The 13934-nt window shown below is 48.2% G+C and carries 12 protein-coding genes; 4 read left to right on the top strand and 8 right to left on the bottom strand.

The window, feature by feature from the left end; all coding sequences use genetic code 11:
* Window positions 1–200: 200 nt before the first annotated feature.
* The 5 genes from MHB49_RS03125 to MHB49_RS03105 all read right to left on the bottom strand — a co-directional run bounded on the left by MHB49_RS03125 (window position 201) and on the right by MHB49_RS03105 (window position 3462).
* Window positions 201–1181: an anti-sigma factor domain-containing protein gene (locus MHB49_RS03125; protein ID WP_405154991.1), complete on the bottom strand. Its 981-nt coding sequence runs from the start codon at window positions 1179–1181 to the stop codon at window positions 201–203.
* On the bottom strand, window positions 1178–1774 hold the full coding sequence (locus MHB49_RS03120) for an RNA polymerase sigma factor (protein ID WP_405154990.1): 597 nt from the start codon (window positions 1772–1774) through the stop codon (window positions 1178–1180). Before MHB49_RS03120 ends, MHB49_RS03125 begins: the two co-directional genes overlap by 4 nt.
* A gap of 575 nt (window positions 1775–2349) precedes the next feature.
* The gene (locus MHB49_RS03115; RefSeq protein WP_405154989.1) at window positions 2350–2646 is read right to left on the bottom strand and encodes a hypothetical protein; all 297 of its coding nucleotides are present in this window, start codon (window positions 2644–2646) and stop codon (window positions 2350–2352) included.
* Between the two features lie 163 nt (window positions 2647–2809).
* Window positions 2810–2926, bottom strand: a complete 117-nt coding sequence (locus MHB49_RS03110; RefSeq protein ID WP_247900534.1) for a YjcZ family sporulation protein — start codon at window positions 2924–2926, stop codon at window positions 2810–2812.
* Between the two features lie 209 nt (window positions 2927–3135).
* Window positions 3136–3462, bottom strand: coding sequence for an MTH1187 family thiamine-binding protein (locus MHB49_RS03105; RefSeq protein ID WP_405154988.1), 327 nt, complete (start codon window positions 3460–3462; stop codon window positions 3136–3138).
* Window positions 3463–4102: 640 nt separating this feature from the next.
* Between MHB49_RS03105 and MHB49_RS03100 the strand changes: the two genes are divergently transcribed.
* From MHB49_RS03100 to MHB49_RS03085, 4 genes are all read left to right on the top strand, one after another.
* The gene (locus tag MHB49_RS03100; protein ID WP_247900532.1) at window positions 4103–6436 is read left to right on the top strand and encodes a ribonucleoside-diphosphate reductase subunit alpha; all 2334 of its coding nucleotides are present in this window, start codon (window positions 4103–4105) and stop codon (window positions 6434–6436) included.
* A 206-nt stretch (window positions 6437–6642) separates the two neighbouring features.
* On the top strand, window positions 6643–7674 hold the full coding sequence (locus tag MHB49_RS03095) for a ribonucleotide-diphosphate reductase subunit beta (protein ID WP_247900531.1): 1032 nt from the start codon (window positions 6643–6645) through the stop codon (window positions 7672–7674).
* A gap of 162 nt (window positions 7675–7836) precedes the next feature.
* On the top strand, window positions 7837–8811 hold the full coding sequence (locus MHB49_RS03090; RefSeq protein WP_405154987.1) for an SMI1/KNR4 family protein: 975 nt from the start codon (window positions 7837–7839) through the stop codon (window positions 8809–8811).
* 17 nt (window positions 8812–8828) lie between these two features.
* Window positions 8829–9863 (top strand): phosphotransferase family protein, encoded by a 1035-nt coding sequence (locus MHB49_RS03085; protein WP_405154986.1) that lies wholly within the window; start codon window positions 8829–8831, stop codon window positions 9861–9863.
* Window positions 9864–9960: 97 nt separating this feature from the next.
* Here MHB49_RS03085 and MHB49_RS03080 read toward each other — a convergent pair whose 3' ends face one another.
* From MHB49_RS03080 to MHB49_RS03070, 3 genes are all read right to left on the bottom strand, one after another.
* Entirely contained in the window at window positions 9961–11772 is a 1812-nt protein-coding gene (locus MHB49_RS03080) for a S9 family peptidase (protein ID WP_405154985.1), read from the bottom strand.
* A gap of 121 nt (window positions 11773–11893) precedes the next feature.
* A complete protein-coding gene (locus tag MHB49_RS03075; RefSeq protein WP_405154984.1) occupies window positions 11894–12601 on the bottom strand; it encodes a 4'-phosphopantetheinyl transferase family protein in 708 nt (235 codons plus the stop codon).
* Between the two features lie 106 nt (window positions 12602–12707).
* Complete coding sequence (locus MHB49_RS03070; protein ID WP_405154983.1) at window positions 12708–13931, bottom strand: M16 family metallopeptidase; 1224 nt, start codon at window positions 13929–13931, stop codon at window positions 12708–12710.
* Window positions 13932–13934 lie beyond the last annotated feature (3 nt).

The raw sequence follows: 13934 nt of genomic DNA, 5'->3' as shown, positions 1-13934 counted from the left end.
TGATAATAATAGAGGGAGATTAAGGGTACAGCCTCCTATTTGTTATCGGTTACTCGAACCGAAAAATTTAATTCATTTAACGGATGGACCTCCCATACTGAATTTAACTATGAATCGATCAACTAACTTATATGTACGCATACAACCATATAAAAAAGACTGTCCCCCGCAGGGAACAGCCTCATATGGCAATATATTTCTTATCCTTTAATTTTGGCAGCCAGAATCATTGTGCCACGCGGCTCATCACCCATTGCATCCGGTTCAAGTGTAATTGCAACCGTGTCGTAATCGTTGGCAGAGTCTAACGTATAGTATACCGCTCCCGTTCCATTATGACTCAGAAAGGTCCCTGCATTCTGAGGCGTATCGCCCTTGATCAGCCAAACCTGGAACGCCTCGTTCCCTTCCAAAGTGGGCAAGTTCTCCGCCTGTACAACCAAGTGTGTACCTTTGCTGTCAATGACGATGGTTGCCAGACCTTGGGCCACAATGTCTTGTGTCGCAGGGCTAAGCTTAACGGCTTCGCCTGTCTGCATTCCTTGCGCAGGCTGCAGGGATGAAGCAAGCTGCTCCTGCAGCTGCGCATTCTGTGCCTGGGCCTGAGCAAGCTGCTCTTGCACTGCCGATGAGCCCGAAGCTTGCTGCTTCAGCGAATCGATCTGGCCTTGCAGCTGCCCGGCGTAAACGCCAAGCACGAGCGCCGCTGCCGCAAGGGCTGCGCTCGCCACGCGCCAGGCGCGGCTGCTGCGCGCACGCGCGCGCCCCTGAGGCTGCCACGGCTGTGTCTGTGCAGCCTCTTCCGCCCGGGCTGCAGGCACCGCCGTCACCGGCGGCAAGCCTTGCCCGGGCTGCGCCGCATCATGCTGCGGCGCAAGATCCTCCTGAAGCACCACAGGTGCTTCAGGCTGCGCAGGAGGAGCCGCCGGCTTCGCTTCGGCGCTCTCCTGCGCGTGTCCAAGCACGTTGCCAAGCACACGTGCTCGCATGCCAGGCGGCGGTGCAACGGGTTCCGCCGCGAGTGGCAGGAAGCCTGTTACTTCCTGCAGTGCCCTCACCTCCTGGCGACAAGACTCACAATTGGCCAAATGAGCTTCAAATGCTGCCACTTCCTCCGCTTCGAGTCCTCCCAACACATACATCGGTGCCAGATCAGACCATTCCTCATGTCGTTCTATCATGGATGTATGCCCTCCCTTCCCGCATCCGGATGCAATTCAGCATCGGCGAGCAGCTTCTGAAGCTGTCGCATTGCAAGCCTGACACGGCTCTTTACCGTACCCAACGGAATCCCGAATCTGCTGGATACCTCCTGTTGCGTTAAGCCTGCAAAATAGATCGATTCAATAACCTGCTGCTGGTCACCGTTTAACTGGGACAAGGCCTTCTTGATTCGGATACCCTCCCACTTGCGTTCTATTTCGTCTTCTGTATTTGTATGTTCATCGGCAAATGCCGCCAGTGCTTCATTCTCCACTGATGTCGTAGCTGCGCCTTTGGATTTTCGCCTCAGCATGTCCACTGCAATGTTACGCGTAATGGCGAACATCCACGTGGTCAGCTTCCCCTGAGAGGCCTCATATCGTTCAGCATTGTTCCATACCCGCAGAAATAGTTCCTGGACAGTCTCTTCTGCTGTCATTGGATCACCAACGATCCGATAGGCAAAAGAGTACACCGCCCGCTCGTAGCGGTCGTATAAAAGCTCCAGCGCGAAAGCATCTCGTTCCGCAATCTGCCGCATTAACCTGCTGTCCTCTATTGATTCAGTCATTCGAGGGCCCCTTTCCGTATCTTCCCTCATATTATAAACTACGCAGAATCATTTGAAGAGGATTACCTAAATGAAGAAAAAAATGAGTTGTTTTCGCAATTGTTTTCAAAAAAAAACTTCAACCTTCCTTTTTATTGCAAAAAATTACATCCTGTGGTATACTCTAAAAGTTGGTTTTTAAACAACCTCATATGATTTTCTGTCTTCTTTAAACCCCGGAATATTTTCTTCATGCTGCGACCGCAGCAAATATGCAAATTAACCCTATGAAGATTGAAGAACCTGAATCACAATAACCCGGTATTACAGAGTTTCACAAGATGTTCCCATTCACACTGGCGCGGTCATCGGAGCCGCAAGGACAAAAGAGAGGTAGGGCTTTTGTTGTTTTGGATATCACTTATTCTTGAGAAGATTGAAAACATACACTAAGCACCCGGAATTGGGTTCCGGGTGTTTTTCCATGTTCACTTTTAAGTAAAACGTGCCCGGACAGCCAAAAGGCACCGATACAATCTCGGCGCCTTTCAACGGAGTTGTATGATTCAACTCCCTCAACCAGCTGCTGTTGCGAATTAGATAAACATTGTTTTGGAAATAATGACCAGAAGAATGAACAGTACGAGAATCGTACCCATGGATCCCCAGCTTCCCCCGCTGTATCCATAAGAAGTTCCACAACCCTTGTGATAACCATGCAGCATTGGAGCATGATTGGCATACCCGTAACCATATCCCATTGGCATTGTTCCACATCCATACCCGTACCCATACATTTCATGACCTGTGTATCCATGCATTTGCTCATAACCTCCCATGTATCCGTATACGTGTCCCTGTCCGTTCGGTGAATTCGGTTTTACTTCGCTCATTGTTCATTCCTCCTTAGCATTTGCCTACACCCCTAAGCTATGTATTATGCCTACCTCTGGACCGGGCTATGGCCCTTCTCTGACAAAATAGGCGTTTTCACTATTCCTATAGGCTTGTCCTCAACTTAAAAACCCCACCGGTTACCCGGCGGAGTTCCACAAATTATACCCAGAAAGATTTAGTGATGATAACGAGAAGAATGAACAGAACCAAGATGGCACCAGTGGATGTCCATGCTCCGCCAACACCGTAACCTACTCCTCCAACTACTCCACTCATTGAAAACCCTCCTTTTATTTGAGGTACAGTTCACTATATGCAAAAACCACACGCTGGACCGGGCTCTGGTGAAAATTGGGCAGGTATATCGTCGAAGACAACATATGGTCTTTCTCTTTGCATTAATGAGATGCAAAAAACTGCAAGCCCCGAACTACGGACTTGCAGTACATTGTATAAGATCATTCTCTCAATCAGCTGACTTCCGGTCAGCTCGGTCGCGCCTGGCGTGATGTCAGTTGATCCTGAACAGATTGCAGCTTCTGCACACTGGAGGCATCCGGTTTGTCACGACGATCGTCGATCTTGACCGAGGTCGAGACACGCTGGGCTCCCGATAGAAACGGAGCTTCATGCAGAGCTGCAATTGATGTAAATACTTCATTGAGCGGGCCTTCGATAATGGTACTCATGGAGGTCAACTGATATGTAATGCCCCGCTGGTTTTCCAACACCTTCTGCATGTCTGCCACATAACTGCTCAAGCTGGTTGTCCCGGTGCCAATTGGAATTACGGTCACTTCTGCTATTGCCATTTCACTCCGCCTCCCTTGGGCCCCGCAAGTTGCCGGTGCCGCTCATTTTTGGTCGATTATTGCCTGTTTTTATTCTACCAGTTGAAGGAGTTACAATTCAAACTGACGTGATGACGTCATCTGATTTGGCCAAAAATTTTTTTTGATAAATCTTCAAATCTTCCAGTCCTTTTCCTTTGCGGAATCTCAGCTTAAATGGTATACTCGGAATTACGTTTCACTGTGTTGACCCTGTTTACAAACACTATATGTTGGGTTAAAGTATGGGAACAGCAACAAAATGTAGTGAAATTGAATTACCCCACTTCTATTAGTCAGCTTCTGGAATCTCGCGAAAAACAGGATGAAATCACCTCCAAAGGCACGTCCCTGTAGGTGTAAATCGCTTTCTCGAAACAGACTTGGCTCGGAGGTTAACGGGGCTATTTGGACTGCACCGGTACCCTCTAAATACAGGCGTGTCTGCCACAGACAAAAGTTTACATAATAACCCTTTTATGTCTTATATCGACTCGCTATCACCGCCGTTCAGTCCGCAATATGCAGCTTATATCTTTATCTCACCGTAAGAAGACACTCAATTCTTTATATAAGAATTTCTCCAATTTATCTCTTAAACATGCGAAAGCGAGGAATATTCATGCCACAAGTTGTGACCAAGCCGAACAACCGCCAGCTTGCCTTTGATGATATGCGCATCTCGGTATATGCAGATCGTATTCTGGAAGGACTGGACATGCTGGACAAGGAACGTCTGGTACGCGGGGTAAACAGCAAGCTCCGTCGTGACGAAGTTACCGGAGACGAGATCAGCAACGCTTTTATGATGAGCGCACTGGAACTGGTAACGAAGGAAGAGCCTAACTGGAAATTTGCAGCGGCACGCTCCCTGCTTACTTCCCTTTACAAGAAAGCGGCAACCAACCGCAGATACAAATCTTATCCGGAAGAACCTTACGGCGCGTTCCACCCGCTTCTTGTAGATCTTGTGAAGAAAGGCATCTACCGCGAAGAGCTGCTGGAATGTTACACCAAAGAGCAGATCGACGAACTTGCTGAATGCATCGACTACCGCAACGATCTGTTGTTCGACTACATCGGCTTGCTCACACTGGCAGAACGTTACCTTGCTCATGATTTTGACGGAAAAGTCATGGAACTGCCTCAAGAGCGTTACATGGTTATCGCGATGTACCTGATGCACCAGGAGCCTGCTGAGAGACGTATGGATCTCGTTAAGGAAGCTTACTGGGCAATGAGCAACATGTACATGACAGCAGCTACACCTACGATGTCCAATGCGGGCAAAAAAGTGGCTGGACAACTCTCCAGCTGCTTCATTGATACCGTGGATGATTCCCTTGAGGGCATCTTCGATTCCAACACAGATGTAGCACGTCTCAGCAAAATGGGCGGCGGCATCGGCGTATACCTCGGTAAAGTCAGAGCTCGCGGTTCGGACATCCGGGGTCACAAAAATACAAGCTCTGGCGTAATCCCTTGGATTCGCCAACTCAATAATACTGCGGTCAGCGTAGACCAGCTTGGAACACGTAAAGGTGCGATCGCTGTTTATCTGGACGTTTTCCATAAAGACATTCTGGCCTTCCTCGATCTGAAGCTGAACAATGGTGACGAGCGGATGCGTGCGCATGACGTATTCCACGGCATTTGCCTGCCTGACCTGTTCATGGAGCGAGTAGCCAGCCGCGGCGAGTGGAGCCTGTTCTGCCCGCACGAAACGAAAAAAGTGATGGGCTGGAAAGACGAGAACGGTCGTGCACTCGGGCTGGAAGATTTCTATGATGAGTCCGTAGGCGAAGGCACGTTCCGTGAGAAATATGAGGAAGCGGTGAATCACCCGCTGCTGTCCCGAATCACAGTTCAGGCCATTGACATCATGAAACGTGTCATGAAGTCCCAACTGGAAACGGGTACGCCTTACATGTTCTACCGGGATACTGTCAACCGGGCGAACCCGAACAGTGCACACGGTATGGTGTATTCTTCCAACCTTTGTACCGAAATCATGCAGAACCAGTCTGCAACGGTAGTCGAAAAGGAAGAACTCGTTACCAAAGATGGACAAACCCGCATCGTGATTTCCAAAGTGCCGGGCGATTTCGTAGTCTGCAACCTGAACTCCATTCACTTGGCACGCGCTGTACCTCATAATGTATTGGAGCGTCTGGTACCGATTCAGGTTCGTATGCTGGACAACGTAATCGACATCAACAACATTGAAGTGCTTCAAGCCCAATACACCAACAGTCAGTACCGTGCAGTTGGTCTGGGAACATTCGGACTCCATCACCTGCTTGCTCTTGAAGGCATTCGTTGGGAATCCGAAGAAGCAGTCACATATAACGATAATCTGTATGAAAAAATCAACTATCTGCTCGTGAAAGCCAGCATGGAGCTGTCCAAGGAAAAAGGACATTATCCGAAATTCCAAGGCTCCGATTGGCAAACAGGCAAATACTTCGACCAACGGGATTACACAACAGGTGAGCGCGTAGGCGAATTCGTTACAACGGAACAATGGAAAGAACTGCAAGCCCAAGTACAACAAAACGGTGTACGTAACGCCTGGTTGTTCGCCATTGCACCAAATGGTTCAACATCCATCATTGCGGGTTCGACAGCCAGCATTGATCCGCTCTACGAACTGTTGTCTTATGAAGAGAAAACGACATACAAGATTGCCAACCCGGCACCTGACCTGTCCGAAAAAACAATCTGGTATTACAAAACAGCATTCATGGTGGATCAACATGCTTCCATTAATATGGCTGCTGCCCGTCAACGCCACGTCGATCAGGGTCAAAGCTTTAACTTGTATGTTCGTCCAGATATCAAAGCAACGGAATTCCTGGAACTGCATCTGCACGCCTGGAGAGCCGGCATCAAATCGACTTATTATGTCCGCAGCCGGGCATTAACTATTGAAGAATGCGATTCTTGCGCAAGCTAATGTGTAACGTGATGCTGAAAGCTCACTAGATTTACGATGACCACCAGGGCATTCTGTTTTGATTGCAAAATGGCATTGCCCTGGTACTTTTTTGCCCAAAACACGATCACAACATCAGGAGATGTTGATATAGATGCCATTTTACAGCCCCTAATATAGGTTGAAATAATATTACAGTGTAAATTCATTCAAGGAGTGAACGGATTATGCAATTGCAGAAAATTTTCAATACCGAAGCGCCTAACCAGTCTACCCGTATCATTGAAGGGGAATGCTCAGGCATTCTGAACTGGAACGATATTCGTATGCCTCATATGTACAAACTGTACAAAGTCCTGCTGCTCAACCACTGGATCGCTGATGAAATTCCAATGTCCAAAGATGCTTCCCAATTTGCCCAATTGGACCCGGAAGAACAGCGTACATTTAAAGTCAACATTTCACTGCTCGCTGTATTGGACTCCATGCAAACCATGTTTGTAGGTGACGTGAAACGTTATTTCACGGATTCCTCACTGGAAGCGATCTCGGCAATTATCGGACAACAGGAAGTTGTACACAACCAATCGTACTCGTACGTCCTGTCCTCCATCGTATCCGATCGGGAGCAAAAGGAAATTTTTGAATATTGGAAACATGATCCGGTTCTGCTTGACCGCAACCGCTTCATCGCTGATATTTACCAAACCTTCCGGGATAATCCGTCTCCACAGACGTTCTTCCAGGCGATGGTAGCTGATTTGGTACTTGAAGGCATTTTCTTCTATAGTACATTTGCCTTCTTCTATAACCTGGCCCGGGACCAGAAGATGATGGCAACCAGCCAAATGATCTCTTATATTCAGCGCGATGAGAACCAGCACTGTTACTTCTTCGCTGAAGTATTCAAACAACTGCTGGTAGACTTCCCTGAACTGAACACACCTGAGAACATGGACTATGTGTACACAACGATCAATCGTGCCGTTGAACTTGAAACGAACTGGGCACACTACACACTCAGCAACGTACGCGGGATTGACCTGAACGAGTTGGAAGACTATATCAAATATATCGCTAACAAACGTTTGCGTTTGATGGGTATGGAAAAAGCCTACGAAGGCGTAGATGTGAACTGCATGCCTTGGATCAAACCTTTCTCCGACGAAGCATTGAATGCTACCAAAACAGACTTCTTCGAAGCCAAGTCCCGTAACTACGGCAAAGTCGGCGATGATAACGGATTTGACGATTTGTAAAAATACACAAACACTCCCCTTGTTGAAATGTCTTGATGGCTTTCTGCTTGTGGGAGTGTTTTTTCTATACAAATGGATAGGATACTGTACCCATCCATCCTGCCAGCTTGTAAGATATAATGGAAATAGGTTCACATTCCCCTATTGAAATGAGGCGTAGTGATGGAAAGAGAACTTCTGGAACAACTAAACAAATGGCATGAACAGGACCAGTTCGGTCTCATTATTAAACGTATTCAACAAATCCCTGAATCAGAGCGAGATTATGAGCTAATTGGACAACTCGCCAGAGCGTATAACAATGATGCACGTTACCGCGAAGCCGTTCAACATTTGTTGTCTGTCGAGGAGCAAGGGGTAAACGACCCGCTCTGGCAATATCGCTTAGGGTACGCGTACTGTTATATCGCCAACTATGAACAAGCACTACTGGCTTTTGAGAGAGCTAACGAACTTCAGCCACATGATGAATCAACCCTTGAATTTCTAAGTCAGGTTCGACCTTTCGCCGAGAAGATGCGGCGGGATCGACAACGCCATGAAGAACAAATGACAGAATGGGAGCAGCGTGGCACGTTGAACCATCTTCGTGCTGCTTCAGGAACGTACGACCCAGCGACATTCTGGGAGCAGAGTGATTATGCACGAGATAACCATGTGTCGGCTCCCTTTGACGAAGCCACGATTGTATCGATTGAACACGAATTGGGTTACAAGCTCCCCACTTCCTATATTCAGCTTATGAATACCCAAAACGGCGGAATCCCTACACGAACTGTGTTCCCGACCGAAAAAGCAACTTCCTGGGCTGAGGATCATATTGAGATTTCTAGTATTATGGGGATCGGCCGGGAGAAGATGTATTCCATTGGAGGAGAGTTCGGAAGTCGGTTCATGATCGAAGATTGGGGATACCCTGATCTCGGTATCGTCATCTGCGATTGTCCGTCTGCTGGACATGATGTGGTGATGCTGGATTATCGATTCTGCGGCCCTGAGGGCGAACCTGCCGTGGTTCATGTGGATCAGGAAGACGATTATGAGATTACATATTTGGCACCCAATTTTGAGACTTTTATTCGTGGACTAGTTGATGCCGACACGTTTGATCTGTCTGAAGACGAGGATGAAGACTGAGACCGCAGGAGGAGCATATGACAACTCGTATTTATTTCGGCTCCAATAAACTTGGTGAGATTGAGCAAGCATCCTTGCAAAAGGTGCTTCATGATTTCAATCTGGGTACACTTATCGATTATAAGCGAACCGAAGAGGGTGTAATGGGTCAGACACTTTATATTCGCTCTTCAGAGGGAGAATATATTTTGAAAGGCAATCCATTATATGCAGGACAACTCCAGGAAGAGCAATTCTTCGTTGAGCAGTTGAAAACACACACCAGCATTCCTGTGCCTGATCCATATTTGCTGCATGAAGATACCGATCTACTGGGCTGGAGCTACGCCATCATGCCCCGATTACCTGGAATGCATCTGCATGATCTGTCATTACAGGCTTCTCTGTCACAGGAGGATCAGGAGAATATCGCTACGATGCTTGCCCACTCCTTGGCAGAACTGCACCGTTGGAAGGTCCCTGACGCGGGAGAGTATGATCCTGTAGCGAAGCAGATTGTTCCCTTTGCGGGCAAATATCTGGACTGGCTCTATGGGACAATCCATCACTGGCTGCAGGATGCAGCCAAGTACTCCGTGATAACAGACGACGATATACAGTGGGTAGATGAACAATTGAGACAAGCCGAACCTGCTTTTCACTCCATGCCTGTTCCCGGATTTGTGATGGGGGATTTTAAGGTCGAGAACTTTGTGATTCAGAAGAATGGAAGCCTTGCTTCCGACTGGGAGATTAGTGGTCTGTTTGATTTTACGACGGCCTATTTTGGAGACGGCACAGCTGACCTAACCAAAATGGTAGCCATGTATATACGCGAAGGCCAACCCGAGCTTGCCAAACGATTCCTTCACGGTTATCGGGATGTTGTCTGCGCAGCAGATACGGAGCGATGCCAGCACTTTGCCACACGTCTTAGGGTGCATCTGCTTTATCAACGCATTTTGTTATGGGGTGAATTCAAAGCAACAGGCCAAGTGACCTGGCCAGCAGATATGCCTTTTGCACATTGGGCGGAGCATTACATGGATTCGGTTATTGCTTTGTTGGACTAGCATACCAAAAACCGCCAGAAAGAAGAGACTACTCTCTCTCCTCCTGGCGGTTTCTTCACACATCGATACAATTAATTCGGTCATACACTCATATGAATTACGGTTGTGCAACCGGCACTTCCTGATGTTTCTGCAAAAATTCCAGCATCCGTCGGTAAACAAGAATCTCATTCGTTTTTCTGGAGAAGCCATGGCCTTCATCATCCAGAACGATATACTCGACGTCTACCCCTTTCCCCTGCAGCGCGGCCACGATCTGATCGGATTCCGCCTTGACAACCCTTGGATCATTGGCCCCTTGAATGACAAGCATCGGGTTGACCATCTGGTCGAGATACGTAATCGGTGAATCCTTCGTTAAGCGTTCACGGTCCCGGACCGGATCACCCAGCCAGTTGTCCATCATCGGTTTCCAGTCTTCCGGTACGGATTCCAGGAAGGTAAACAGGTTGCTCGGTCCAAAAATATCGACCGCAGCGCGGAACAACTCTGGGTGACGCCCTGCCAGCAGCAAGGTCATATATCCGCCGTAACTGCCCCCTACCACGAACAGGCGATCCGGTGAGGAGATCCCCTCGTCAAACAGCCAGTTAATACCAGCCACACAGTCCAGCCTTGGGCCCTCGCCCCAGTCCCTTTCGACCATTTTGCCAAACTCGGCGCCATAGCCAGTGCTTCCCCGAAAGTTCGGAGCAAAAATATGATAACCCTGTGCCAGCATCATTTGGAACATCGGACGGAAGAATTTCGCTTCCGATGCCTGCGGCCCGCCATGCGGCCAAAATACCGTGTAACCATTAGCCTGTTCCGGCTTCGCTTTGAAAAAAAGTGCTTCGATCTCCAATCCGTCATAAGAGTTATATCGAATGACATCCGGGTAGACGAGATCACTCGGATCAAGCCCTGTGACCCGATTGGCAGTCAACGGCTCCCAGGACTCACTTCCTGCCATCAGCCGATAGATATTATGCGGTTGGATAGCTCCACGCCCCAAAATGTACACGTTGCCAGCCTTGGTAACCGTCACATGATCTATCGTATCCAGAGGCATGTCTACACGTCGAGGCTGCTCGGAACCTTTGTCCAGCGCGTACATCCGATTCTCGGGACCTGTAAACGTCCAGAAGTATAACGTCTCTGAATCCTTATGCCAGCGGATGATATCCACGTCTTCTCCCTCCACTTTGCACAGAGGACGAAACTCATGAGTGTCCAGCCGGTATTCGGCCACATAGGTGTACGGTTCGTTATCATTGGTAATCATCAGCAGCCGATTATTGTCTGCAAACAGGACATCTGAAACCTGACTCTGCCGCTCGGAGACCGGAATAATGGATTCTGACTCACCGTTCCGATACACGTGTGCTGTCTGGTAGGTATTGGAGTATACATCCAGAACCACATAGGCTTGTTCATCTGGACTCACAGCAACCAGATTGCTTGTGACCTCTTCCCCCTGATGCAGAAGTTCATCCTCTCCCGTTTCCAGGTTAATTCGGCGTGAATTGAGATAGTTTGGGTTATCCTTACTTGTCATATAATAAAGACGCTGTCCATCCTCGGATAAGTGGGCGTAATAACATCGATCATTCAGCTTTGCCGGCACAACAGGAAACGGCACGCCTCCTTCCGGTTTAAGGGCATACAGATGATAATTCTCGTCTCCGTCCCGATCAAACGCCGTGAGAATATGACGTCCTTGTGGGTCTGGTTTGATAAACTGGCTGCTCTGATTCAGATACGTCAATGGATACGGGTAACCACCCGGCAGATCCATGGCCCAGATATTGGGCTGGCCGTTTAAATTGCTGTCAAAAAACAAACGTTTCTCGTCAGACGATACGGCAAAATGGGAGATGCGATACGTCTGGAAATACTGTTCTACATCCGGTTTGGGAAACTGAATCATGACAAACCTCCTTGAGTATGAACTAAGTATCTAACAGTGGTAAATTAAGGGTATATTTGTCTATATTATATGTACATCCATTGTTTGTACAAGAGGTATGTAAGTTATTTTCCATTTAAATTCAACTCAATGACATCCAACGGATGGACGGTTTCATTTTTCCTTCCAAACTTAACGCGGCGATATACCCTGTACCCACATCTAAATCGCAAAGCATATAGGGGTGTTTCTCTCGCTCAACCTGGTTCGCCTTAGCCAAACTCTCATCCACCGTATTGAGCGTTCTCCATTGTCCGCACAGTGCTTGACCTGAGGCTTTGATCCAAGCCTCCTTGCGTGTAAGCATCTCCCATAACAGACGGGAAGGCTCTTGCCCTTTTCGAACACCATTTAGAATATAACCCTGCTCCTCCACGGTCAAAAATCGATCAATGATAGCTTGCTGCCGCAATAGTGGACGCATCCATTCAACATCAACACCAAGCTCTGCGATACTGGACGTGACTGCCAGAACACACAGACCCCTCGTATGCGATAGACTGAACCGGGGCCCGCCCTGAACATATGGCTTTCCAGAGATGCCATAATTGAATTGAATATCCTGTGCATGCAGCTGCATGTATTGTGCCAGCACACTTCGCAGGAAAAGCCTTGACGACATCCAGCCATAGGCCTCAAGCAGGGAAACTTTCCCGATTCTGGCCATCCGCTGCTGTTCTTCTGGAGCAAGTGCAGCTTGAGTGATCGTCACCGCTGACTGTATCTGATCCTCACTTATAGGAAGAACTTGCTTCCAGAGATGGATCTCCGTTTTCCCGGCATTCGGCATGAACCTGTCCCTCCTATAACTTCACTACTCCCGCGCTGTATACAAAAACGACATGCTCTGTGATATCAACGAATCATCCAAATCCCTTCATAAGCCCGCTTTGCAGCTAGCGCAAAACAACCATTCGCAAATTGGCAGGCGCTGCCACTTTTCTCAAACCACTTATAATCTCCTCTTCTGTCATTTCCGATACATACGTACCGATCTGCATGTAGTCCCGTCCAATCACTTTATGCTCTGATACATGCATGCATCGCTGTTTGAGTGAATCCATATCTGCATAATACCGGCTTAGCCATGTCATTCGTGCATTCTCCAGATTGTTCAGGGGTAGGGTACCCTCCTGAATACGATCACACTGCTCCTCAATCCGGGCAAGTAATGAACCTGGGTCTGTTGAATAACCGCAAGCATTCGAAAATGCAAACTCCTGACGATAATAATGGTCCCATGCGGCTCCTTTGCCGAGAAGACCCGATGTGGTACACGCTGCATGGAAATCGGAAGTTTCACCCAAAAGCGCTTCAATCCCGATCATACAGGCAACCTGATCTTTTAACCGCACCCCACTCTCGGCCCGAAATCCGAATCTCACAAGCGGCAGGGACAATCCGCTCTCAAGTTCCAGATATCGTTCACCGGACTCTCCACCCCTTCGGTCTAATGGGACCACACCATGAAGAGCAGCTGTTCCATGCTCTCTCACCGGAAATTGCTCCAGCATTTCGGTAACAGCCTCCGGTTCAATAGGACCTGCCACAGCTACCGCCATGTTTTCCGTAGAATAATAATCGTTGTAGGCAGTATTCAGTTCGTCCGGTGTCATTTGATACAGACTGTCCGGTGTACCAGCAACATCCGCTGTTATGGGGTGGTTATGGCCATACATCATCTGAGTCAGCTGCTGCAAGGCTCGCCAGGATGGCTTATCTTCATACATGGACAGTTCCTGATGGATGGCTGCTCGTTCCTTTTCAATATGTATCGGAGTAAAATGTGGTGTTGCCAGCATCCGGATGAACAGCTCCATACTTTGCTCAAACTGGCTTGTACAGGCCATCTGATATGTTGTTACATCATAACGTGTCAATGCAGACGTTGAGGCCCCAAGAGCATGAAACATTGGTTTTACGGGCTGCTCATCCGGATTGTAGAACAACATGTGCTCCAGAAAATGAGCCCTTCCTGGCAGTGCAGCATCATGAATCGATCCATAAGACACGGACCAGGAAACGAAGGTATGATGGAAATGGGGCTCAGGGAAGATGCTGACATAGAGGCCATTGGACAAGCGCCGCTGAATGGGCGCGGCATTTACAGCAATATTCATGAT

This window comes from Paenibacillus sp. FSL K6-0108 (assembly GCF_045040695.1).
Classification (GTDB): Bacteria; Bacillota; Bacilli; order Paenibacillales; family Paenibacillaceae; genus Paenibacillus; species Paenibacillus pabuli_B.
Note: the sequence above shows the minus strand (reverse complement) of the source record. Positions and strands in the feature narration are given on the sequence as shown.